At 68.7% G+C, this 21,600-nt stretch carries 22 protein-coding genes; 15 read left to right on the forward strand and 7 right to left on the reverse strand.

The window, feature by feature from the left end; translation table 11 throughout:
- The first annotated feature begins 47 nt into the window (after positions 1-47).
- Positions 48-278, forward strand: a complete 231-nt coding sequence (locus QTH86_RS18985; protein WP_286647790.1) for a hypothetical protein — start codon at positions 48-50, stop codon at positions 276-278.
- Positions 262-528: a hypothetical protein gene (locus QTH86_RS18990; protein WP_286647791.1), complete on the forward strand. Its 267-nt coding sequence runs from the start codon at positions 262-264 to the stop codon at positions 526-528. Before QTH86_RS18985 ends, QTH86_RS18990 begins: the two co-directional genes overlap by 17 nt.
- Positions 529-720: 192 nt before the next feature.
- On the opposite strand, the gene QTH86_RS18995 is transcribed toward QTH86_RS18990, so the two are convergent.
- The 5 genes from QTH86_RS18995 to QTH86_RS19015 all read right to left on the reverse strand — a co-directional run bounded on the left by QTH86_RS18995 (position 721) and on the right by QTH86_RS19015 (position 5,008).
- Positions 721-1,830, reverse strand: a complete 1,110-nt coding sequence (locus QTH86_RS18995; protein WP_286647792.1) for a type I restriction endonuclease — start codon at positions 1,828-1,830, stop codon at positions 721-723.
- 136 nt (positions 1,831-1,966) lie between these two features.
- The gene (locus QTH86_RS19000; RefSeq protein WP_286648401.1) at positions 1,967-2,449 is read right to left on the reverse strand and encodes a DUF6152 family protein; all 483 of its coding nucleotides are present in this window, start codon (positions 2,447-2,449) and stop codon (positions 1,967-1,969) included.
- A 31-nt stretch (positions 2,450-2,480) separates the two neighbouring features.
- Positions 2,481-2,897 (reverse strand): hypothetical protein, encoded by a 417-nt coding sequence (locus tag QTH86_RS19005; RefSeq protein WP_286647793.1) that lies wholly within the window; start codon positions 2,895-2,897, stop codon positions 2,481-2,483.
- Positions 2,898-2,942: 45 nt separating this feature from the next.
- Positions 2,943-4,112, reverse strand: a complete 1,170-nt coding sequence (locus tag QTH86_RS19010) for a GGDEF domain-containing protein (RefSeq protein ID WP_286647794.1) — start codon at positions 4,110-4,112, stop codon at positions 2,943-2,945.
- Positions 4,113-4,114: 2 nt separating this feature from the next.
- Positions 4,115-5,008 (reverse strand): IclR family transcriptional regulator, encoded by an 894-nt coding sequence (locus QTH86_RS19015; protein WP_286647795.1) that lies wholly within the window; start codon positions 5,006-5,008, stop codon positions 4,115-4,117.
- A 137-nt stretch (positions 5,009-5,145) separates the two neighbouring features.
- On the opposite strand from QTH86_RS19015, the gene hmgA reads away from it, so the two are divergent.
- From hmgA to fahA, 3 genes are read left to right on the forward strand one after another with little or no spacing between them, the layout of a single operon-like run.
- The gene (gene hmgA / locus QTH86_RS19020) at positions 5,146-6,507 is read left to right on the forward strand and encodes a homogentisate 1,2-dioxygenase (RefSeq protein ID WP_286647796.1); all 1,362 of its coding nucleotides are present in this window, start codon (positions 5,146-5,148) and stop codon (positions 6,505-6,507) included.
- A 31-nt stretch (positions 6,508-6,538) separates the two neighbouring features.
- The gene (locus QTH86_RS19025) at positions 6,539-7,525 is read left to right on the forward strand and encodes a Bug family tripartite tricarboxylate transporter substrate binding protein (protein WP_286647797.1); all 987 of its coding nucleotides are present in this window, start codon (positions 6,539-6,541) and stop codon (positions 7,523-7,525) included.
- A gap of 8 nt (positions 7,526-7,533) precedes the next feature.
- Entirely contained in the window at positions 7,534-8,808 is a 1,275-nt protein-coding gene (fahA, locus tag QTH86_RS19030; protein WP_286647798.1) for a fumarylacetoacetase, read from the forward strand.
- 3 nt (positions 8,809-8,811) lie between these two features.
- On the opposite strand, the gene QTH86_RS19035 is transcribed toward fahA, so the two are convergent.
- Positions 8,812-9,285, reverse strand: coding sequence for an acyl-CoA thioesterase (locus QTH86_RS19035; RefSeq protein WP_262076009.1), 474 nt, complete (start codon positions 9,283-9,285; stop codon positions 8,812-8,814).
- 43 nt (positions 9,286-9,328) lie between these two features.
- On the reverse strand, positions 9,329-10,225 hold the full coding sequence (locus QTH86_RS19040) for a LysR family transcriptional regulator (RefSeq protein WP_286647799.1): 897 nt from the start codon (positions 10,223-10,225) through the stop codon (positions 9,329-9,331).
- 149 nt (positions 10,226-10,374) lie between these two features.
- Here QTH86_RS19040 and gtdA point away from each other — a divergent pair, with 149 nt between their 5' ends.
- The 10 genes from gtdA to QTH86_RS19090 all read left to right on the forward strand — a co-directional run bounded on the left by gtdA (position 10,375) and on the right by QTH86_RS19090 (position 21,595).
- Positions 10,375-11,445 carry a gentisate 1,2-dioxygenase gene (gene gtdA, locus QTH86_RS19045; RefSeq protein ID WP_286647800.1) on the forward strand — a complete coding sequence of 357 codons (1,071 nt, stop codon included), beginning with the start codon at positions 10,375-10,377 and terminating at the stop codon, positions 11,443-11,445.
- A 110-nt stretch (positions 11,446-11,555) separates the two neighbouring features.
- Positions 11,556-12,260 carry a fumarylacetoacetate hydrolase family protein gene (locus tag QTH86_RS19050; RefSeq protein ID WP_286647801.1) on the forward strand — a complete coding sequence of 235 codons (705 nt, stop codon included), beginning with the start codon at positions 11,556-11,558 and terminating at the stop codon, positions 12,258-12,260.
- Positions 12,261-12,282: 22 nt separating this feature from the next.
- A complete protein-coding gene (locus QTH86_RS19055; RefSeq protein WP_286647802.1) occupies positions 12,283-13,554 on the forward strand; it encodes a 3-hydroxybenzoate 6-monooxygenase in 1,272 nt (423 codons plus the stop codon).
- A gap of 108 nt (positions 13,555-13,662) precedes the next feature.
- On the forward strand, positions 13,663-14,655 hold the full coding sequence (locus QTH86_RS19060) for a Bug family tripartite tricarboxylate transporter substrate binding protein (protein WP_286647803.1): 993 nt from the start codon (positions 13,663-13,665) through the stop codon (positions 14,653-14,655).
- A gap of 28 nt (positions 14,656-14,683) precedes the next feature.
- Positions 14,684-15,649 carry a Bug family tripartite tricarboxylate transporter substrate binding protein gene (locus tag QTH86_RS19065; RefSeq protein WP_286647804.1) on the forward strand — a complete coding sequence of 322 codons (966 nt, stop codon included), beginning with the start codon at positions 14,684-14,686 and terminating at the stop codon, positions 15,647-15,649.
- Positions 15,646-16,995 carry an FAD-dependent oxidoreductase gene (locus QTH86_RS19070; RefSeq protein WP_286647805.1) on the forward strand — a complete coding sequence of 450 codons (1,350 nt, stop codon included), beginning with the start codon at positions 15,646-15,648 and terminating at the stop codon, positions 16,993-16,995. The genes QTH86_RS19065 and QTH86_RS19070 overlap by 4 nt, the downstream gene beginning before the upstream one ends.
- 103 nt (positions 16,996-17,098) lie before the next feature.
- A complete protein-coding gene (locus tag QTH86_RS19075; RefSeq protein ID WP_286647806.1) occupies positions 17,099-18,004 on the forward strand; it encodes an acyl-CoA thioesterase in 906 nt (301 codons plus the stop codon).
- Complete coding sequence (locus tag QTH86_RS19080; RefSeq protein ID WP_286647807.1) at positions 18,001-19,113, forward strand: NADH:flavin oxidoreductase/NADH oxidase; 1,113 nt, start codon at positions 18,001-18,003, stop codon at positions 19,111-19,113. Before QTH86_RS19075 ends, QTH86_RS19080 begins: the two co-directional genes overlap by 4 nt.
- Before the next feature lie 27 nt (positions 19,114-19,140).
- Entirely contained in the window at positions 19,141-19,953 is an 813-nt protein-coding gene (locus QTH86_RS19085; RefSeq protein ID WP_286647808.1) for a PPK2 family polyphosphate kinase, read from the forward strand.
- A 256-nt stretch (positions 19,954-20,209) separates the two neighbouring features.
- Positions 20,210-21,595: a cytochrome c gene (locus QTH86_RS19090; protein ID WP_286649398.1), complete on the forward strand. Its 1,386-nt coding sequence runs from the start codon at positions 20,210-20,212 to the stop codon at positions 21,593-21,595.
- Positions 21,596-21,600: the final 5 nt, after the last annotated feature.

Raw genomic sequence — 21,600 nt, forward strand, 5'->3', positions numbered from 1 at the left:
TCATCTGTGCTCGTTCAGTCATACCTGCACGCTCTCGAGGTCTCTTCATGAGCGATCACCGGTACCGCGCTTTTTTGTCTCTCATGGCCGCGCTACTGCTGCCTGCCTCAACCGCGCTGGCCTGCAGCCCGATCAAGAGCATCGGCATTCTGTTTGAGCGGAACTCCGCGCAAGTCCCTGCCGAGCAGCTTTTCAAGCTCGCGAACTGGACCGCCATGCTTCGTGCCAGGTATCCGAACCGCGAGGCTGTCTTCATTCTTCATGTCTACGCAGGCTGATTTCGGTGAGCGCGACGCCAGCAGGTTGGGCGTGCAACGTGCAAGGAATGTGGCAAAAATTCTCGAGCAGGATCTGCAGTTCACCGTGCCCAAAGTCAAGCTTCCCAGCGAAGGCGACGTCGCTGCAATCCCGGCGCCCAAGGGCAGCGAGTTGGTCAAGCGCGTCGATGTCGAATTTTTGCCCGCGTGCCCGCACGAGTGCCCGTGTCAGATGAACGATCCGCTCTATGTGCCGCGGCCGGGTCGATGAAGCGCTCGAACAGATGCGTCTTTGTCTATTTGGCTCGGATGCGATGAGTGATCCACGCAGACGAAGATCTGCGCCGTGCTTGGCCGACGACGACCATGCCAGCTCAGTTGAGCCCGAACTTCAGTGCTAACGCCGAAGCTTGCAAGCCATGTTGTTCACACGTTCCTGCGTGGTGCGTGTTGACGCTGTGGGCTAAGCAGCGCCCGCCGCGGCCGGTTCTGCAGCCTTGCCTGCATTGAGGTAGCCAACGACGCATGCACTAAGCCTGTCTGCAAAGTCGAAGATGTCGTCAACGCTTGAGATGGCGACTCGCTCCTCTTCTTTGCTTTCGCCGAACACACCGATCACCAGTTTGCTTTCGTTGTTGAAACGGAGTCGGCAAATCGGTTTGCGGTTGTTGTCATCGAAGAGGATCGCGCAGTAGCTTGCTGCGTCGCGGATGAAGATTCGCCCGGGTTTCACAACAGGGCGAAGAATCGCGCGGATGACTTGAAAAGCTTCCAGTTCGAGAGTGGATGGAACGAAGGCCTCAGCTGCTGTTGCTTGGTCTTCCGCAATAACGGCGACCTCGGGCGTCAAGACAGGTTCTGGCGTCATTGCGCCTTTCAAGCGCTCGTTGATCTTGTCGCCGACAAGCTGCTGGAAAGCGCGCTTCGTGATCAGCGTGAATTGATCCTTGACTGCGCTCCTAAACTGCTTTCCCGCCAAGAACTCTGCCGACACCAGTCGGACGAAATCTTCGGGCGGGTTGGTCATCCAATCCGTCAAAGTGTTCTGAATCGCACGTGTGTACTTCAGATGGTGGGCCGTGGTCAGGATGCTTTCGACATCGAACGCAGCTTTGGCGAACTTCTTCAATTCATCGACATCCTGATCGCGAAAATCGAGAATGTTGAACTCAAAAAAAGGCTTCTCGTCCATCTTGTTGGGTTTCTCTAAATCGGTGAAGAACCGATACACGAGACCATTCGTGAGTACCCCGAATCGCGCTTCGGTAACGTGGAAGTAGCGAAACAGCTGGCTCGCGTGATTGATGCTTAGATCGCCGCCGCTCTTCTTGCACTCGAACAACATGATGGGTTTGCCATCTTTCAAGATGGCGTAGTCGACCTTCTCGCCCTTCTTAGTCCCAACGTCGGCTATTAACTCGGGCGTGACCTCCATCGGGTCGAAAACGTTGTAGCCGAGAAGCTGGATGAAAGGCATGACCATTGCATTTTTGGTCGCTTCCTCTGTCTGCAGAAGATTCTTAGCAACTGCAACTCGGGATGCGAGCGCTCTGACTTGATCGATGAAATCCAATTTCTGCTCCTCGTTATATGGCCGGGCGAGCCACATTCTGGGCAAGAGCAGTCAGCGCCGCAAGGTTTGCTTACAAATGTCAAATTAACTAAGCCGCAGTTGCCAAGAAGTTCGCGTCCGTTACGAAGCCTCGCCCTCACACCGGGCTCGACCTCAGCCCATACGTCTTCCCGCCCACGAACAGGTACTCCACCCGCATCACGGCCTCCCCCGCCTCGTCCTTGAAGGTGAAGCCCACCGCCGAGACCGCATCGCCCGCCTTGATCTCGGCCACCTTCCACGCCGACATGCGGGTGAGCGGCGCCAGTTCCAGTTCCCAGCGGCGGTCCTTGCGTTTGGGCAACACGGCCTTGGCCAGCAGGGCGGGGCCGTCGACGCCTGCGCTTTGCGCCGGCAGCGGGCGCTGCTTGAGGTCGGCGGGCAGCGCCAGGCCGGGACTCAGGTCGATCAGCAGTTCGGCATGCGGGTTCTGCCACTTGCTGCTGACCACCTTGCCTTCGAGGTAGATCGGCCGGTCCTGGTCGAAGCTGCTCCAGCCGTGGTGGGCCCACGCAGTCGGTAGTGCAAGAGGTGTCGCCGAAGCGGCGGCGGTGGCGAGGACGAGGCGGCGGCGGGACATCGGCATGGCGGCACTCCTGGAGGGTTGGGAATCAGTAGGCGATCCAGCGTCCGCAGACGACGACGCCCAGCCAGATCGCAGTGGACACCAACATCTGAACCCGCGCCGTCAGGTCGAGTTTTTCCAGCGAGCCGCGGCCATGGAACCACGCGGCATTGCAACCGGCGGCGGCGAGCAGGCCCATCTTCAGCACGAAGCTGCGGTTGGCGAGCAGTTCGGCCGGCTGGGTGGCGAACATGAGCAGGCCGCTGGCGGCGGCCAGCGCGAAGCCGCCGAGCGCGATGCCGAGCGACAGCCGCGCCAGCGCCTTCACCGGCAAGGCCGCGGCGCCGCCCCAGACGCGGATTTCGAGCGCCAGCAGATTGCCCAGCAGCAGGGCGATGCCGACGATGTGGACCACTTCGAGCGCGGGATAGGCCCAGACGTGGGCGCGGAGTTCGCTGAGCATGGGTGGGCCTTTCCGTGGTCGTGAATCGCGCAGCGCGGCGAGCCCCTAGACCCGCTCCGTCCGCCCCCGCCCGTCCGCCTTCGCCTGGTACAGCCCGCGGTCCGCCCGGTCGATCGCCTGTTCGATGGCCTCGTCTACGCGGTGCTCGCTGATGCCGGCAGAGAAGTTCAGGCGCAGCCCCGGCACACCGGGGGCGATCGGGGTGTCGGCCAGCTGCCGGCGCAGGCGCTCGAGGCTGGCTTCGGCCGTGCGGTCGGGCGTGTACGGCAGCAGGATCAGGAATTCCTCGCCGCCCCAGCGCGCGATGATGTCGGTGTCGTGCAGCGCGCGGCGGGCGATGTCGGCGAAGCCCTGCAGCACCTCGTCGCCGACGGCGTGGCTCCACACGTCGTTGATCTGCTTGAAATGGTCGAGGTCGACCAGCGCGATCGAGAAGGCGTCACCGCCGTTGCGGTGCACCTCCGCCCGCAGATGGAGCAGCAGCGTCATGTGGCGCCGGTTCATCAGGCCGGTCAGGTCGTCGTAGGTGGCCAGCCGGCGCATGCTCTCGTGTGCCGTGGCGAGTTCCTCCGCGCGCCGTTCGAGCAGCACGTGCGCACGCTGCCGCGCCTCGTAGTCGCCCGACACCAGCGCGATGATCTTGAGGGCGTAGAAGAAGAACAGCACGAAGACGGTCGCCAGCGCCCAGTTCGCATAGCCGCCCTGCAAAGCCAGCACGACGCAGGTCGGGCCGAGCAGCAAGGGCGCATACCAGCGTGCCAGCGGCGCGTCGATGGCCATGATGGCCGTGGCGCCGGCGGCGAGACCGATGGTGGCCATCAGCATCGACCAGCGCATCGGCTCACTCTCGGCCGTGCCCACGATGTACGCGCACAGCAGGCCCCAATAACCCTGAAAGATCCACGATGCCCAGGCGAAGCTTCGTTGCGCCAGGCGGAAGTCATGGCTTGCGAAACGCGCGAGCCGCCCCTCCAGCCCATACCGCGCGGCTGCCCCGACGACCAGGCCCAGGGCGGCAATGAGCGTGAACACCGGGTGCGTGGACGCATACGCGTAGACGTGCACGATCACCAGCCAGAACAGCGGGTACAGAAACAGGCCGCTGCGAGAGCGTTTCGCGACGTCGAGCAGGCGCTGGCGCTTGCAGGCCAGCGGGAGCTCCGCGCCGTCGTCGACCAGGCTCGGGCGCGGCACGTTCGGACGAGCTGCGGGCATGGCTAGTCCTCGGCGTCGACCGCCGGGGCCGACGGCCGGCGAGGCGCCTGTGCCGGCGTGCCGAGCCGGTCGGACACCTGCCGCGCACAGCGCACGAGCGCCGTCGCCACCGAGCCGGCCCAGCGGGTGTCGAAGATGCCCGACGGACCGATCGCGGTCACGGCCAGCACGATGGCGCCGGTGTGGTCGAACACCGGGGCGGCCATGGCGCTGACGCCGGGGATCACCTCGTTCTCCGACCGGCTCGCGCCGTGCGCGCGCACCTCGTCCAGCTGCGTCTCGAACGCGCTCCACGACGGCAGCGGCTGCACCGGCGGCAAGCCGGGCTGGGCGGGGGTATCGGCCTTGCGCTGCTTCTCGCGGCGGCGTTCGTCTTCCAGCATCCGGCGGACCTCGGCGGGCGGCAGGTAGGCCGCGAACAGCCGGCCCGAGGCGGTGCGCGTCAGCGAGAAGACGGTGCCGTGCCGCAGGCTCACGTGCACGGGCGAGGGCGCTTCGGCGATGTGCACCATGGTCGCGCCGCGCGCGCCCCACACGGCCAGGCCGACGGTCTGGCCGATCTGCTCGGCCAGCGGCGCCATCAGCGGCGTGGCGATGTGCACCGGGTCGGCCTGCTGCAGTCCGATCAGTCCCAGTTGCAAGGCCAGCGGTCCGAGCCGATAGTGGCCGCTGGCGCTGTCCTGTTCGATGAGGCCGAGCCGGCCGAAGCTCACCATGTACGGGTGCGCCTTGGCGGCCGTCATCTCGGCCTCGCGCGCCAGGTCCTTCAGCGCCATCGGACGGCCGTGGTGCACCAGCGCCCGCAGCAGCTGGCCACCGACCTCGATGCTCTGGATGCCCCGTTGGGCGGGGCCTTCCCGCGTGCTGACGCTGCGCTTGCTGCTGCTGCTGGCCATCCGGTCCCGTCTCTTGCCATGGGGTCGTTCGTGAAGGAAGAAGCGATTAGACATGAACTCGCACCGGCATTACACTTCGCGAATTCGCTCAATGCGAACGCATTTGGATTAGACGAATTCCCGATGGAGGCAAAGCCATGAACACCACGCTGACCGACCGCCTGCCGACCCGGGCCGATGCGTCCCCCCGGACACCGCCTGCCGAGACCGCCCTGCGCTACCAGCACGGCTTCGGCAACGAGTACGCGAGCGAGGCCGTGCCCGGCGCGCTGCCGCAGGGTCGCAACAGCCCGCAGCGCGCGCCCTTCGACCTGTACCCCGAGCTGATCTCGGGCACCGCCTTCACCGCGCCGCGCCACACCAATCGCCGCACCTGGCTGTACCGCCGCCAGCCGTCGGTGGTGGCAGGCCGCTACCAGCCCTATGCGCAGCCGCTGTGGGCGACCGGTGCCGACCGTGACATGGCGGTGGCGCCCGAGCCGCTGCGCTGGCATCCGATTCCGTTCGACGCCTCCGCGGCCACCACCGACTTCGTCGACGGCATGCACACGCTGGCCGCCAACGGCGACGCCGAGATGCAGGCCGGCGTCGCCGCGCACGTGTACCTGGCCGGCCGCTCGATGGAGCGCCGCGCCTTCGTCAACGCCGACGGCGAGATGCTGCTGGTGCCGCAGCAGGGGCGGCTGGTCATCACCACCGAGATGGGCGTGCTCGACGTGAAGCCGGGCGAGATCGTGCTGCTGCCCCGCGGCGTGGCCTTCAAGGTGGCGCTGCCCGATGGCGTGTCGCGCGGCTACGTCTGCGAGAACTACGGCGCGCAGTTCCGCCTGCCCGAGCTGGGCCCGATCGGCTCCAACGGCCTGGCGAATGCGCGCGACTTCCAGGCGCCGGTGGCGGCGTACGAGGACGGCGAGGGCGCCTACGAGGTGGTCAAGAAATTCGGTGGCCGCTTCTGGCGCGCGCCGATGAAGCAGTCGCCCTTCAACGTGGTGGCGTGGCACGGCAACCTGGCGCCGGTGAAGTACGACACGGCGAACTTCATGACCATCGGCTCGATCAGCTTCGACCACCCGGACCCGTCGATCTTCACCGTGCTCACCTCGCCGAGCGACACGCCCGGCACCGCCAACTGCGACTTCGTGATCTTCCCGCCCCGCTGGCTGGTGATGGAAGACACCTTCCGTCCGCCGTGGTACCACCGCAACCTCATGAGCGAGTTCATGGGCCTGGTGTACGGCGAATACGACGCCAAGCCCGGTGGCTTCAAGCCCGGTGGTGCCAGCCTGCACAACCCGATGGTGCCGCACGGCCCGGACGAGGAAGCCTTCGACAAGGCCAGCCACGCATCGCTCGCACCGCAGAAGCTCGACAACACGCTGGCCTTCATGTTCGAGAGCCGCTACCGTTTCGTGCCGACGCCCTTCGCGATGCAGAGCCCGGCGCTCGACGACGCCTATGCGGACTGCTGGGCCGGGCTCAAGGACCAGTTCAAGAAGTAAGCCCGTTCAACCCACAAGAAAGACAAGAGACATGCGATTCGATTCGTCCCGCCGCGCGAGCTTCGCCGCGCTCGTCGCCACTGCCGCGATCGGCCTGCCCTTCGCTACCGCGCAGGCCGCCGACTACCCGAGCAAGCCGATCCGCTTCGTCGTGCCCTATACCGCCGGCGGCACCACCGACCTGGTGGCGCGCACGGTGGGCCAGAAGGTGTCCGAGAAGCTGGGCCAGCCGGTGATCATCGAAAACCGCGGCGGCGCCGGCGGCAACATCGGCATGGACGCCGTGGCCAAGGCCGCGCCCGACGGCTACACGATCGGCTTCGGCGCCATCTCGACCAATGCGCTCAATCCGCACATCTACAAGTCGATGGCCTTCGACCCACGCAAGGACTTCACCGCGATCAGCCTGCTGGGCACGTCGACCATCGTGCTGGAAGTGCCCGCGACCTCGCCCATCAAGAGCGTGGCCGACCTGATTGCCGCCGCGAAGAAGGCGCCCGGCCTGCCGTACGCCACCGCGGGCGCCGGCACCTCGATGAACCTGGCCGGCGTGATGTTCGCGCAGATGACGGGCACCGAGCTCACGCACGTCGCCTACAAGGGCAGCGGCCCGGCCATCAACGACATGCTGGGCAACACCATCGGCGTGATGTTCGACAACCTGCCCGCGTCGCTGCCGCACATCCAGGCCGGCAAGCTGCGCGCGCTGGCGGTGGCCGGTCCGGCGCGCTCGCCGTCGCTGCCCGACGTGCCGACCATCGCCGAGGCAGGCCTGAAGGGCTACGCGCTCGACCCGTGGTTCGGCGTGTACGGCCCGGCCCACCTGCCCGCGCCGATCGTCAAGGCGCTCAACGACGCCTTCACCGAAGCGCTCGCGCTGCCCGAGGTGAAGGACAAGCTCACGCAGGCGGGCTTCACGCCACGTGGCTCGTCGGCCGAAGCGCTGGCGAAGCTCACCCAATCCGAATACCAACGCCTCGGTGAAGTCGCCAAGAAGGCCGGCATGACCGCAGACTGAAAGCACCCATGACCACACTCGACGCCACCCACACCCCGACGCTGCGCAGCTGGGTCGAATCCGCCAACGTGGCGGGCACCGACTTCCCCATCCAGAACCTGCCCTTCGGCCGCTTCCGGCCAGCCGGCACCGACGAAGCGTTCCGCATCGGCGTGGCCATCGGCGACCAGGTGCTGGACCTGAAGGCCGCGAAGCTGGTCGACCATGCCGACATGAACCTGCTGATGGCCGCCACACAGGCCGAGCGCGCGGCGCTGCGCACGGCGCTGTCCGAGGGCCTGCAGGAAGGCAGCGCCAAGAAGGGCGAGTGGGAGATCGCGCTGTATGCGCAGGCGGCGGTCGAGATGGCGCTGCCCTGCCGCATCGGCGACTACAGCGACTTCTACACCGGCATCCAGCACGCGACCACCGTCGGCAAGCTGTTCCGCCCCGACCAGCCGCTGTTGCCCAACTACAAGTGGGTGCCCATCGGCTACCACGGCCGTGCGTCGTCCCTCCGCGTGAGCGGCCAGCGCTTCAAGCGCCCGCAAGGCCAGACGAAGGCACCCGATGCCGAAGTGCCGACCTTCGGTCCGTCGAAGCGGCTCGACTACGAACTCGAATTGGGCTTCCTCATCGGCCGCGGCAACGAACTGGGCGAGCCCATCCCCATCGCCGATGCCGAGCAGCACCTGTTCGGCGTGACGCTGCTCAACGACTGGTCGGCGCGCGACCTGCAGGCCTGGGAATACCAGCCGCTCGGCCCGTTCCTCTCGAAGAGCTTCGCATCGACGCTGTCGCCCTGGATCGTCACCATGGAGGCGCTCGCGCCCTTCCGCGCGAAGTTCGAGCGCCCCGCGGGCGACCCGCAGCCGCTGCCTTACCTCGATTCGCCCGCCAACCGCGAACGTGGCGCATTGGCCATCACGCTCGAGGTCTGGCTGCAGACCGCGAAGATGCGCGAGGCCGGCGAGCCCGCCGTGCGGCTGACGCGCGGCAACACCCTGCAGGCCGCGTACTGGACGCCCGCGCAACTCGTCGCGCACCACACGGTCAACGGCTGCAACCTGCAGCCGGGCGACATGCTGGGGTCGGGCACGCTGTCGGGCCCGACGCCGGACGAAGCCGGCTCGCTGCTGGAGATCACGATGGGCGGCAAGCAGCCGATGACGCTGCCCAACGGCGAGACGCGCGCCTTCCTGGAAGACGGCGACACACTGACGCTGCGTGGCTACTGCGAGCGCGACGGCGCGGTGCGCATCGGGCTGGGCGAGGTGAGCGGCACGGTGCTCCCGGCCGCCTGAACTTCAGTTGTCGGTGGGGGCGGGCGCCGGGGCCGATGCGCCCGCCGCGCGGCTCGCATCGAGGTGCGCCCGCGCGCGCTCGGCCAGTGCCATCTCGCCCGGTGTCGCCGGCGTGAAGCTGTCGACCGGCAGCGGCTGGCCGTGCGAATCGACCGAGACGAAGACGATCAGGCATTCGGTCGTCTTGTGCATGCCGCCCCCCTTCATGTCGCCGCTGCGCACCTCCACCGAGATGTTCATGCTGGTGCGGCCGGTGTAGACCAGGCGCGCTTCGACTTCGACCAGGTCGCCGATCATGATCGGCCGGTGGAAGCGGATGCTGCCGATGAACACGGTCACGCAGTAGCGCTTCGACCAGCTCGTGGCGCAGGCGTAGCCCGCCTCGTCGATCCACTTCATGACGGTGCCGCCATGGACTTTGCCGCCGAAGTTGACGGTGCTCGGTTCGGCCAGGAAGCGCAGGGTGATGGAGGACATGGCGTTTTTTCGTGGGGCGGTGGGAGCGGATTATGTGCGCGGCTCAGCCGCCGCCGAACAGTTGCGCCACCGTGCGCCGCAGCCACGCATTCCCGGGCTCGGCGTGGAAGCGCTCGTGCCAGTGCTGCTTGACCGCGTACGAGGGCAGGGCGAAGGGCAACTCCATCAGCCGCACCGGCTCCTGCGTCGCCAGCACCTCGCCGAGCACGCGCGGCACGGTGACGATCAGCTCGGTGTGCGCCACGATGCGCGCCACGCTCAGAAAGCTCGACAGCCGTGCCACCACGTGGCGCTGCACGCCCAGCCGCGCCAGCGTCTTGTCGACGATGGCGTGGCCCGTGCCCGATGACGAGATCACCGCATGCGCCTCGGTTTCGAAGCGCTTCTTCGTCAGCCGCGCGCCGATGCGTGGATGGTGCTGCGCGACCAGGCAGACGAAGTTCTGCATGAAGAGCGTCTGCTGGTAGAAGCCGGCGTCGAGTTGCGGCATGAAGCCCACCGCCAGGTCGACCTCGCCGTTCTCCAGCCGCCGGCCGCTGTCGGTCGAGACGATCTCCGTCTCCAGCTGAACGCCCGGCGCTACCCGGCGCAGGTGGTCGAGCAGGCCGGGCAGCAGCACGACCTCGCTGATGTCCGTCATGCAGATGCGGAAGCTGCGCTGCGCGCGCGCCGGGTCGAAGGCCGCATGGCTGCCGCGTGCGGCCTCCAGTTGCGACAGCGCCTCGCGCAGGTGCGGACGGATGCGCTCCGCATGCGGCGTCGGCTGCATGCCGCGCGCGGTGCGCGTGAACAGCCGGTCGTCGAAGTGCACGCGCAGCTTGTTGAGCATGGTGCTGGCCGCCGCCTGCGCCAGCCCCAGGCGGTCGGCCGCCTTCGACACGCTGCCGGTCTGGTAGACCGCGTCGAACACGGCGATCCAGTCGAGGTCGAGCTTGGCCATGGTGCAACTCCTGGAAGGCGAGAGGCGCCATTATCGAAAAACGCGATAACGGGTATTGGTGGGCGGTCTTGATTCCATAGTGGGGCGCGACGAACAATGGCGCACCGAGGCACGGCACCGATGCCCGTCCTCCCCAGGAGACAAGCCCCATGAACACCGCCACCCTGCGCGCCGTCGCACCCCAGGCCGACGAACGCCGCGCCTACTACGAGCGTATCCGGCCGCTGCACCTCACGCCGCTGTGGGAGTCGCTCCACGCACTGGTGCCGCGCGAGCCGCAGACGCCTTGCGTGCCGGCGCTCTGGCGCTACGACGACATCCGCCCGCTGCTGATGGAGTCGGCCGAACTCATCACCGCCGAAGAGGCCGTGCGCCGCGTGCTGGTGCTGGAGAACCCGGCGATCCCGGGCCGCTCGTCCATCACGCAGTCGCTCTACGCCGGCCTGCAGCTCATCATGCCGGGCGAAGTGGCGCCGTCGCACCGCCATGTGCAGTCGGCGCTGCGCTTCATCGTCGACGGCAAGGGGGCGTACACCACTGTCGGCGGCGAGCGCACCACGATGCACCCCGGCGACTTCATCATCACGCCCTCGTGGGCGTGGCACGACCATGGCAACGAAGGCATCGAAGGTGTCAGCGAGCCGGTGGTGTGGCTCGACGGCCTCGACATCCCGATGGTGCGTTTCTTCGACGCCGGCTTCGCCGAGAACGCCGACGCCAAGGTGCAGCACGTGGCCCGACCCGAGGGCCACAGCCTGGCGCGCTTCGGCCACAACATGGTGCCGGTGCGGCACGACCACACGTCGGCCACCTCGCCGATCTTCAACTACCCCTATGCCCGCAGCCGCGAGGCGCTGGCGCAGTTGCAGAGGCAGGAAGCGCCCGACGCCTGGCTGGGCCACAAGCTGCGCTACATCAACCCGCTGACCGGCGGCTCGCCGATGCCGACCATCGCGACGAACCTGCAGCTGCTGCCGCGTGGCTTCGCCGGCCGGACGCACCGCATGACCGATGGCGCGGTCTACAGCGTGGTCGAAGGTCGCGGCCATGCCGACATCGGCGACCAGCGCTTCGACTTCGGACCGCGCGACACCTTCGTCGTGCCTTCGTGGGCACCGCTGAAGTTGGTGGCCACGGACGACGTCGTGCTCTTCAGCTTTTCCGATCGTCCGGTGCAGCAGGCCATGGGCGTTCTGCGCGAAGCCTTCGTCGAAGACTAGGGCCTGTTAACGCTATTCCCGGAAATTGCGTTAACAGGCCCCTGGCCAGCACCGGTTCGCCCTCTGCTTTTCATCTCGACCATGCGCCGCCGCGAGCGGCAGGAGTTCCCATGTCCTACGTCTTCACCCCCACGCCCACCGTCGGCCTGCCCATCGTCGGCAGCGACGCGCTGTTCCCGGTGCGCCGCGTCTACTGCGTCGGCCGCAACTACGCGGCGCATGCCCGCGAGATGGGCTTCGACCCGACCCGCGAGCCGCCCTTCTTCTTCTGCAAGCCGAACGACGATGCGTCGGTGGTGCCGGTGGCCGAAGGCGCGACGGCCACGCTGCCCTACCCGCCGCTGACGAAGAACTACCACTACGAGGCCGAGCTGGTCGTCGCCATCGGCCAGGGGGGGCGCGACATCGCGCAGGCCGATGCCGCCTCGCACATCTACGGCTACGCGGTGGGCCTGGACATGACGCGGCGCGACCTGCAGATCGCCGCCCGCGAGAAGGGCCGACCGTGGGAAGTGGGCAAGGCCTTCGACTTCTCCGCGCCCATCGCGCCGATCGTGCGCCGCGCCGACGCGGCCGGCATCGACAGCGCGGGCATCGCGCTCGAGGTCGACGGCACGGTGCGCCAGCAGGCCACCATCGCCCACCTGATCTGGTCGGTCGACGAGGTGATCGCCAACCTGTCGTCCCTCTTCACGCTGCAGCCCGGCGACCTGATCTTCACCGGCACGCCCGAAGGCGTGGGCGCGGTGCAGCGCGGGCAATCGATGGTGGTGCGCATCGACGGGCTGCCGTCGCTGTCGGTCCGCATCGCGTGAACCGCCACGCAGGAGGCCCACGATGAACGCATCCCCTACGACAAACGACACACCCCGCGTCCTGCTCATCGGCGGCGGCATCGGCGGCATGGCCGCGGCCCTGTCGCTGGCCCGGCTCGGCCTGGCGGTCGACCTGCTGGAGCAGAGCGCCACCATCGGCGAGATCGGTGCCGGCCTGCAGCTCGGCCCCAACGCCTTCGCCGCGCTCGATGCGCTGGGCGTGGGCGACGCGGTGCGCAGCGGCTCGGTCTTCACCGACCGGCTGGTGATGATGGACGCCGTCGACTGCGGCGAGGTCGCCTCGGTGCCGGTGGGCGAGGCCTTCCGCGCGCGCTTTGGCAACCCGTATGCGGTGAGCCACCGGGCCGACCTGCATGGCGCGCTGGTCGGCGCGGTGCAGCGGCAGCCGCTGATCCGCGTGCACACCGGCGCGCAGGTCGATGCGCTCGAGCTCGGCGGTGTGCGCGTGCAGGCACACACGCACGACGGTCGGCACTTCAGCGCCGACGCGGTGGTCGGCTGCGACGGCGTGAAGTCGATCGTGCGGTCGCAGCTGATCGGCGACGCGCCGCGCGTGTCGGGCCACGTGGTCTACCGCGCGGTCGTGCCGGCCGACGACATGCCGGCCGACCTGCGCTGGAACGCGCCGGTGGTGTGGGCCGGCCCCAACTGCCACCTGGTGCACTACCCCTTGCGCCATGGCGAGCTGTACAACCTGGTCGTGACCTTCCATAGCCGCGACAAGGAGGTGTGGGGCGTGAGCGAGGGCAGCCAGGCCGAGGTGCTGTCGTACTTCGACGGCGTGCATGCGCGCCCGCGGCAGCTGCTCGACCGGCCGAGCTCGTGGCGCCGCTGGAGCACCGCCGACCGAGACCCGGTCGCCAACTGGAGCGAGGGCAACGCGACGCTGCTGGGCGACGCGGCGCATCCCATGATGCAGTACCTCGCGCAGGGCGCCTGCATGGCGCTGGAAGACGCGGTCACGCTGGGCGCTGCCGTGCAGGCCTGCCGCACCGGCGACGGCCGCTTCGACCTGCCCGCCGCCTTCCGCCTCTATGCCGCGGCTCGCGTGCCGCGCACCGCGCGCGTCGTGCTGTCGGTGCGCGAGATGGGCCGGCTCTACCACGCGAAGGGCGTCGAGCGCCTGGTGCGCAACAGCCTGTGGGTGGGTCGCACGCCGGAGCGCTTCTACGATGCGGTCGAGTGGCTCTACGCGTGGCGGCCGGAGCGTTGCCTCGACGACGCCGACCCGGCCTTGCGCCTGTCGGCACGCGACTTGCACGCGGCGCACTGACCATGCTGGCGCTGCGTGTCGAGGTCCGGACACACGGGCACGGCATGATCGCGCCCTGCGGCCATCACGGCACCACCGATACCCATACCAACCGCCCGGAGACACGCCATGCCATCGACCCGCCGACTGTTCACCGCGGCCACCGCCGCTGCCGCCTTGCTGCTGAGCGCAGGCGCACAGGCCCAGACGGCCGCCGCCGACTTCCCCAGCAAGCCGGTGACGCTGGTCACGCCCTTCGCGGCGGGCAGCGGCCCCGACGCGGTGCTGCGCCTGGTCTCGGACAAGCTCTCGCGCCTGTGGAATCAGCGCGTGGTGGTCGACAACAAGCCCGGCGGCGGCGGCTTCATCGCCATCGAGCAGGCGCGCCGTGCGGCGCCCGACGGCTACACGCTGCTGCAGCTCGACAGCGAGCACATCGCCGCGCTGCCGCACCTGTACAAGTCGCGCAACTTCGTGACGCTGCAGCACTTCGACCCGGTGGCTTCGCTGTTCCGCACGCCCTTCTTCGTGGCGGTGGGCACCGACGCCAAGTACAAGACCATGACCGACCTGATCGCCGACGCCAAGGCGCACCCGGGCCAGGTCAGCTACGGCTCGTGGGGCGTGGGCAGCCCTGGCCACCTGGGCGGCCAGCAGCTCGAGGCGCTGACCGGCATCCGCATGCAGCACGTGCCCTACCGCGAGGTGTCGCAGCTGTTCGCCAACGTCGGCACGGGCGACGTGCCGTGGAGCTTCGCGAGCATCCCGTCGAGCCAGGGCATCTACAAGGCCGGCAAGCTGCGCTACATCGCCGTGGCCGCGTCCAGGCGCGTTCCGCAGATGCCCGACGTGCCCACCATGGCCGAGGCCGGCGGGCCGCCCTCGCTCGAAGTGAATTCCTTCGTCTCACTGCTCGCGCCCAAGGGCGTGTCCGCCGCCATCAAGGCGAAAATCAACGCCGATGTCGCGAAGGTCATCGCCGATCCGGAGATCCGTGCGCGCTTCGACACCTTTGCCTTCGAGCCCCTGGCCTGGTCGCCGGAGGAGATCGAACGCAACGCCGAAGCGAAGTCCAAGGTCTACGGCGAGCTGGTGCGCATCGGCAACATCAGCCTCGAATAGTCCCGTTCTTTTGTAGAAAGCGAATTCCATGCGTCGTTCCCTTCTCGTTCTCGCCCTGGCCGCTGCAATGGCACTGCCCCTGGCTGCATCGGCACAGGGCGCCGCCTGGCCCGCCAAGCCGATTCGCCTGCTGGTCGGCTTCCCCGGCGGGTCGACGCCGGACATCGCGGCGCGTGCGATCGCCGAGCCGCTGTCGCGCGCGCTGGGGCAGCCGGTGGTGGTGGACAACCGGGCCGGTGCGTCGGGCAACATCGCGGCCGACATCGTGGCGAAGGCGGCCGACGACCACACGATCGGGATCGTCATCAACGGCAACCTCACCTCGTCGAAGATGTTGTATTCGCGGCTGCCCTACGACCCGGCCAAGGACTTCACCTACCTGTCGCTCATCGCCACCGCACCGCTGGTGCTGGTCGCGCAGAACAGCCTGCCGAGCGGCGCTGCCTTCTTCGATGCCGCCCGCAAGGCCGGCGACACGTGGAGCTATGGGTCGGTCGGCGTGGGCTCGGTCGGCCACCTCGGCACCGAGTTGCTCAAGAGCAAGGTGCCCGGCATGAAGGCCGTGCACGTGCCCTACCAGGGCAACCCGCAGGTCGTGACCGACCTGATCGGCAACCAGATCCAGTTCGCGCTGATCCCCCCGGGCGTCGCGCTGCCGCAGATCAAGGCCGGCAAGCTCAAGGCCATCGGCCTGACCAGCGGCCGCAGCCCGCTCGCGCCGGAGATCCCGCCGCTGGCCGACGCCGGCGTGAAGGACCTCAACCTCGAAGTGTGGGTCGCGCTGCTCGCCCCGGCCACGTTGTCGAAGCCCGCGCAGGAGCGCATCACGAAGGAGCTGGCCGTGATCATGAAGGCCCCCGAGGTGCGCCAGAAGCTCTTCGAGCAGGGCTGGCAGGCGGTCGGCACCTCGCCCGAGGGCATGCAGGTGCGCGTGAAGGAAGAGGCGGCCATCATGAGCCGCATCATTTCGTCGCAAGGGATCAAGCTCCAATGACCGCCGTGTCGATGCAGGAGCCGGCGCGTGCATTGCCGGTCTACGGTGCATACGACGTCGTCGTGGTCGGCGGTGGGCCGGCCGGCCTGGCGGCGGCGGTGAGCGCAGCGCGCCACGGCGCGCGCACGCTGCTGGTCGAACGCTACGGCTTCCTCGGTGGCATGGGCACCGCGGGCGGCGTGACCAACTTCGCCGGCCTCTACGCCAAGCGCCGCGGGAAGATGACGCAGGTGGTGCACGGCGTGGCCGACGACCTGCTCGCGCGCATGGACGCGATGGGCGGGCTGAACAAGCCGCAGGACGGCATGCAGGGCCGCATCCGCGTGCGTTCCTACGACACCTCGGTCTACAAGTGCGCGGCCGACCAGCTGCTGCTCGATGCCGGGGTGGAGCTGCTGTTCCACGCCTACGCCGCCGCCGTGCTGATGGACGGTGCGCGCATCGCGGCGCTGGTGGTCGAGACCAAGTCGGGCCGCCAGGCGATCCGTGCCAACGCCTTCGTCGACGGCAGCGGCGACGCCGATGTGGCGGCCTTCGCCGGCGTGCCCTTCGAGGTGGGCGACGGCCACGGCAGCGGCCTGTTCCCGACCACCATGTTCCGCGTCGGCCAGGTCGACGCGCCGCGGGCGCTGGCCGCGGTGGGCGAGTTCAAGGCGATCAACGACCTGATGAACGTCGTGCGCGAGCGCAGCCCCGACGCCTACCGCTTCCCGCGCGACGGCGCCATCCTGCGGCCCAACATCGACCCGCGCGAATGGCGCGCCAACGTCACGCAGATCCGCAATGCCGGGGGCACGGCGATGAACGGCGTCGACGCGCGCGAGCTGAGCGACGGCGAACTCGAAGGCCGCCGCCAGATCGCCGAGTACTTCCGCTTCCTGCGCGCCGAGGTGCCGGGCTTCGAGCAGTCGGCCATCGTCGAGATCGCGCCGCAGGTGGGCCTGCGCGAGACGCGCCGCATCGAGGGCGTCTACGCGCTGACCGGCGAGGACATCCTCTCGTCCGCGAAGTTCGACGACGTGATCGGCCTGAACGGCTGGCCGATGGAGATGCATGCCGACGGCCGCATCCAGTGGGCCTTCCCGCGCGACGACGCCAACACCTACAACCACCTGCCCTGGCGCATGCTGGTGCCCCGGGCGGTCGACAACCTGCTGGTGGCCGGCCGCTGCGCCGCCATGACACACGAAGGCCAGTCGGCCGCACGCGCGAGCGGTGGCTGCTTCGTGATGGGGCAGGCGGCGGGCACGGCGGCGGCCACGCTGGGCGGCGCGCGCTTCGCGGAGGTGGATGTGGTGGCGCTGCAGAAGAAGCTGGCGGCGGACGGCGCCGACCTCGACCGCTGAGCCCTGCACGCCCCGGAGGCGCTGCCACGGCCGACGCCCCGGCGTCAGCGCGACGGCGCCGCCTTTGTTATCGTGCAAGGCTCTCCCCGCCTTCGACCGCCCGATGACCGAACCCGCCAGCGCCGCCCGTCTTGTCGACGACCTCGTCGACCTCATGCAACTGGAGGTGCTGGGCGACGACCGCTTCCGCGCGCAGAGCGAAGACCTGGGCACACCCGCGGTGTTCGGCGGCCAGGTACTGGGCCAGTCACTGATGGCGGCGAGCCGCACGGTCGACGCCGACCGGCCGGTGCATTCGATGCATGCCTACTTCCTGCTGCCCGGCGAGCATGCCCCCATCGACTACGCGGTGGACCGCGTGCGCGACGGCCGCAGCTTCACCACCCGCCACGTGGTGGCACGCCAGGGCGACCGCATCATCTTCGAGATGTCGGCCTCGTTCCAGACGGTGGACCCGGGCGTCGAGCACCAGTGGCCGATGCCCGCCGTGGCCGGCCCCGAGGGCGTGAAGAGCGACCTGCAGCGGCGCATCGACCTGGGCGACCGCCTGCCCGAGCGGGCGCGCATCAAGGGCGTGCAGCCGCACGGCATCGAGTTCCGCTCGGTGGAGGCCGACGACCTGCTGGCGCCGGCGCGGCGCGAGGCCGAGCGATCGATCTGGATGCGCACGGTCGCGCCGCTGCCGGACGACCCGCTCATGCACCGCGCCCTGCTGGCCTACGCATCCGACCACGGGCTGCTCGGCGCGGCCCTGCTGCCGCACGGCCTGAGCTACATGCAGCCGGGCGTGCGCATGGCGAGCCTCGACCACGCGATGTGGTTCCACCGCGATTTCCGCCTGGACGACTGGCTGCTCTACCGGCTCGATTCGCCCAGCGCCAGCGGCGCGCGCGGGCTCGCGCGCGGCAGCATCTACACCCGCGACGGACGCCTCGTCGCATCGACCGCGCAGGAAGGCATGGTGCGCGCCCGCGACCCCCATCCCAACGTCAATCCAAGGACTTCATGAGCACGCTCTTCTCTCCGCTGCAGGTCGGTGCCCTGACGCTGCCCAACCGCATCGTGATCGCCCCGATGTGCCAGTACTCCGCCGAGGACGGCAACATGACCGACTGGCACCTGATCCATCTCGGCCAGCTCGCGCTGTCGGGGGCCGGTCTGCTGATCATCGAGGCCACCGGGGTCGAGGCCATCGGCCGCATCACGCCGCAGGACGTGGGCCTGTACAACGACGACAACCAGGCGGCCATGGCGCGCGTGCTGAAGGCGATGCGCCAGCACTCGCGCATGCCCATCGCGATCCAGCTCGGCCACGCCGGGCGCAAGGCATCGAGCCACATCCCCTGGGAAGGCGGCCAGGCCCTCGGGCCGGACGAGGGTGCATGGCAGACGGTGTCGGCCTCGGCCCTGCCGCATGCGGCCGGCGAGCCCGCGCCGCTGGCGCTCGACGCGGCCGGCCTGGCGCGCGTGAAGGCGGCGTTCGTGCAGGCCGCGCAGCGCGCGCAGGCGCTGGGCATCGACGCGATCGAGTTGCACGGCGCGCACGGCTACCTGCTGCATCAGTTCCTCTCGCCGCTGTCCAACCAGCGCGCCGACGACTACGGTGGCGCGCTCGAGAACCGCCTGCGCTTCCCGCTAGAGGTGTTCGAGGCGGTGCGTGCTGCGGTACCGGCGTCGATGCCGGTGGGCATGCGCCTCTCGGCCACCGACTGGGTCGAAGGCGGCTGGGACATCGACGGCAGCGTCGCGTTCTCGAAGGCGCTGGCGGCCCGCGGCTGCGATTTCGTGCACGTGTCCTCCGGCGGCGTCTCGCCGCAGCAGAAGATCCCGCTGTCGCCGGGCTACCAGGTGCCACTGGCCGAGCGCATCAAGGCCGAGGTCGAGGTGCCGGTCTTCGCGGTCGGCCTCATCACCGAGCCGAAGCAGGCCGAGGCGGTGATCGCGGCAGGGCAGGCCGATGCGGTGGCCATCGCGCGCGCCGCGCTGTTCGAGCCGCACTGGCCGTGGCGCGCCGCCGCCGAACTGGGCGCGCAGGTGGAGGCGCCGCCGCAGTACTGGCGTTCGCAGCCGCGCGAGCTCAAGGCCCTCTTCGGCGACACGCGCATCGGCGCCCGCTGACCCTCTTCACGCACCCGGGAGACGACCATGGCCAGCTTCAAGAAGTACCGCGTCGGCGCCAAGGTGGGGCTGGCCGACATCGACCCGGGCGACGAGCGCTTCCTGGAGGACTGCGAGAGCGACAGCGAACAGCGGCTGCGGCTCGATGCGCTCGCCGAGTCGCTCGACGAGCTGCAGAACCTGCTGCATGCGGAGGGCAAGCGCAAGCTGCTGCTGGTGCTGCAGGGCATGGACACCAGCGGCAAGGACGGCACCATCCGCTGGGTCTTCTCGCGCACCTCGCCCCTGGGCGTGCGCGTGGCGGCCTTCAAGGCGCCGTCGATCGAGGAGCTGGCCCACGACTTCCTATGGCGCTGCCACGCGGTGGTGCCGCGCAGCGGCGAGATCGCGGTGTGGAACCGCAGCCACTACGAAGACGTGCTGGTGCCGGTGGTCGAAGGCTGGATCGACAAGGCCGAGACGCAGCGCCGCTACGCGCACATCAACGACTTCGAGCGCCTGCTGACCGAGACCGGCACGGTGGTGCTCAAGTGCATGCTGCACATCGGCGCCGACGAGCAGCGCGAACGCCTGCAGGCGCGCATCGACGAACCTGCGAAGAACTGGAAGTTCGCCATGGGCGATCTCGACGCCCGCAAGAAGTGGGGCCTCTACCAACGCGCCTATGCGCGTGCGCTGGAGGCCACGTCGACCGATGCGGCGCCGTGGTACGTGGTCCCCGCGAACCACAAGACGCATCGCAACCTGATGATCGCGCAGCTGCTGGTGAAGACGCTGAAAGATATGAAGCTCAGCGTGCCGCCGGCCGATCCGGCGTTGCGCGGGTTGATCGTTCCCTGACCGTCGTTCGACGCGCTTGGGGTGCGTGCAATACAGATTGCCAGATCCAACGGCGCCGCGTGCGCAATCAGGGTAAACGTGACTAGATCGCACGGGTAAGCGCGGCGTCGCGCCTTGATCCACGTCATCGAAGCCAGAATGAATCTTCAAAAAAGGTCCGCCGCGGATGTGCCGAGGCGCGGGCGCTACAACAACACGAAGGTTCGGCACGATGCGTTCACGCGAGTCGGTTTTTGGCATCTCTCTTTGGAGGTGGATGCTGGGGTTGGGGGTGATGGTGGGTATGGGTCTGGCGCAGGCGCAGACCGCAGCGACTGACACCACCCTGGTCGAGAAGGGCCGCCTGCTGGCGGTCGCCGCCGATTGCGCGGCCTGTCACACGACGCCGAAGGGGGGTGCGCCTTTCGCGGGCGGCTACCGCATCGAGTCGCCGCTCGGCGCCATCGTCGCGTCGAACATCACGCCCTCGAAGTCCGCCGGCATCGGCGACTACACGCTCGACGAGTTCAGCCGCTCGCTGCGGCAAGGCGTGCGCAAGGACGGCGCACACCTCTACCCCGCGATGCCGTACACCGCGTACACGCAGCTGAGCGACGACGACACGGCCGCGCTCTACGCGTACTTCATGCACGGGGTCGCACCGGTCGACAAGCCGGCGCCGCAGACCGAGTTGCCCTTCCCGTTCAACCTGCGCATCTCGATGGCGGTGTGGAACGCGCTCTTCCTGAAGGACGAGCGCTTCGTGCCCGACGCATCGAAGACCGCCGAGTGGAACCGCGGCGCCTACCTGGCCGGCGCGCTCGCGCATTGCAGCACCTGCCACACGCCGCGCAATGCGCTGATGGCCGAGCAGGGCGACAAGGCCTTCCTGTCGGGCGGTTCGCTGGGGGCGTGGTATGCGCCGAACATCACCGGCGATGCCACCAGCGGCATCGGCGCGTGGAGCGAGGCCGAGCTGGTGCAATACCTGCGCACCGGCCGCGTGGCCGGCAAGGCGCAGGCGGCCGGCCCGATGGCCGAGGCCATCGAGCACAGCCTGCAGCACCTGCCCGACGCCGACCTGAAGGCCATCGCCGTGTACCTCAAGCAGGTGCCCGGCGTGGCCAGCGCCGAAGCCAAGCCGCGCTTCGCCTATGGCGAGGCCTCGACCACCGAGATCGACCAGCGCGGCCTCAAGGATGGCGTCGACCCCGGCTGGCGCGTGTTCAGCGGCAGCTGCGCCCATTGCCACCAGGAAGGCGGTGCCGGCACCCAGAACGGCGCATACCCCTCGCTGTTCCACAACACCGCCACCGGTGCCGACCGGCCCGACAACCTGGTCGCGACCATCCTGCATGGCGTGGACCGTACCGTCGACGGCAAGGCGCACTTCATGCCCGCCTTCGGCGACGCGGCCTCGTTCACCGATCGCCTGAGCGACCAGGAGATCGCCGACGTCAGCAACTACGTCCTCCGCCAGTACGGCAACCCCGCGGTCAAGGTGAGCGTCGGCGACGTGCAGACACTGCGCGCCGGTGGCAAGCCGCCCCTCATCGCGCAGCTGCGGCCGTTGATCGTGCCGGGCATCGTGGTGCTCGCGGTCCTGCTCGTTCTCATCGCGGCCCTTCGTTCGCGCGCCAGGCGCCGCACCCAATGGAGCTGACCCCC

Origin of the sequence: Variovorax sp. J2L1-78 (genome assembly GCF_030317205.1) — a bacterium.
In the GTDB taxonomy this organism is placed as follows: Bacteria; Pseudomonadota; Gammaproteobacteria; order Burkholderiales; family Burkholderiaceae_C; genus Variovorax; species Variovorax arabinosiphilus.

What these genes read in the sequence shown, in the direction of transcription:
- QTH86_RS18985 (WP_286647790.1), top strand. Translation starts at nt 48, where the DNA reads ATGAGCGATCACCGGTACCGCGCTTTTTTGTCTCTCATGGCCGCGCTA.
- QTH86_RS18990 (WP_286647791.1), top strand. Translation starts at nt 262, where the DNA reads ATGTCTACGCAGGCTGATTTCGGTGAGCGCGACGCCAGCAGGTTGGGC.
- QTH86_RS19000 (WP_286648401.1), bottom strand. Translation starts at nt 2,449, where the DNA reads ATGTCCCGCCGCCGCCTCGTCCTCGCCACCGCCGCCGCTTCGGCGACA.
- QTH86_RS19005 (WP_286647793.1), bottom strand. Translation starts at nt 2,897, where the DNA reads ATGCTCAGCGAACTCCGCGCCCACGTCTGGGCCTATCCCGCGCTCGAA.
- QTH86_RS19010 (WP_286647794.1), bottom strand. Translation starts at nt 4,112, where the DNA reads ATGCCCGCAGCTCGTCCGAACGTGCCGCGCCCGAGCCTGGTCGACGAC.
- QTH86_RS19015 (WP_286647795.1), bottom strand. Translation starts at nt 5,008, where the DNA reads ATGGCCAGCAGCAGCAGCAAGCGCAGCGTCAGCACGCGGGAAGGCCCC.
- hmgA (WP_286647796.1), top strand. Translation starts at nt 5,146, where the DNA reads ATGAACACCACGCTGACCGACCGCCTGCCGACCCGGGCCGATGCGTCC.
- QTH86_RS19025 (WP_286647797.1), top strand. Translation starts at nt 6,539, where the DNA reads ATGCGATTCGATTCGTCCCGCCGCGCGAGCTTCGCCGCGCTCGTCGCC.
- fahA (WP_286647798.1), top strand. Translation starts at nt 7,534, where the DNA reads ATGACCACACTCGACGCCACCCACACCCCGACGCTGCGCAGCTGGGTC.
- QTH86_RS19035 (WP_262076009.1), bottom strand. Translation starts at nt 9,285, where the DNA reads ATGTCCTCCATCACCCTGCGCTTCCTGGCCGAACCGAGCACCGTCAAC.
- QTH86_RS19040 (WP_286647799.1), bottom strand. Translation starts at nt 10,225, where the DNA reads ATGGCCAAGCTCGACCTCGACTGGATCGCCGTGTTCGACGCGGTCTAC.
- gtdA (WP_286647800.1), top strand. Translation starts at nt 10,375, where the DNA reads ATGAACACCGCCACCCTGCGCGCCGTCGCACCCCAGGCCGACGAACGC.
- QTH86_RS19050 (WP_286647801.1), top strand. Translation starts at nt 11,556, where the DNA reads ATGTCCTACGTCTTCACCCCCACGCCCACCGTCGGCCTGCCCATCGTC.
- QTH86_RS19055 (WP_286647802.1), top strand. Translation starts at nt 12,283, where the DNA reads ATGAACGCATCCCCTACGACAAACGACACACCCCGCGTCCTGCTCATC.
- QTH86_RS19060 (WP_286647803.1), top strand. Translation starts at nt 13,663, where the DNA reads ATGCCATCGACCCGCCGACTGTTCACCGCGGCCACCGCCGCTGCCGCC.
- QTH86_RS19065 (WP_286647804.1), top strand. Translation starts at nt 14,684, where the DNA reads ATGCGTCGTTCCCTTCTCGTTCTCGCCCTGGCCGCTGCAATGGCACTG.
- QTH86_RS19070 (WP_286647805.1), top strand. Translation starts at nt 15,646, where the DNA reads ATGACCGCCGTGTCGATGCAGGAGCCGGCGCGTGCATTGCCGGTCTAC.
- QTH86_RS19075 (WP_286647806.1), top strand. Translation starts at nt 17,099, where the DNA reads ATGACCGAACCCGCCAGCGCCGCCCGTCTTGTCGACGACCTCGTCGAC.
- QTH86_RS19080 (WP_286647807.1), top strand. Translation starts at nt 18,001, where the DNA reads ATGAGCACGCTCTTCTCTCCGCTGCAGGTCGGTGCCCTGACGCTGCCC.
- QTH86_RS19085 (WP_286647808.1), top strand. Translation starts at nt 19,141, where the DNA reads ATGGCCAGCTTCAAGAAGTACCGCGTCGGCGCCAAGGTGGGGCTGGCC.
- QTH86_RS19090 (WP_286649398.1), top strand. Translation starts at nt 20,210, where the DNA reads ATGCTGGGGTTGGGGGTGATGGTGGGTATGGGTCTGGCGCAGGCGCAG.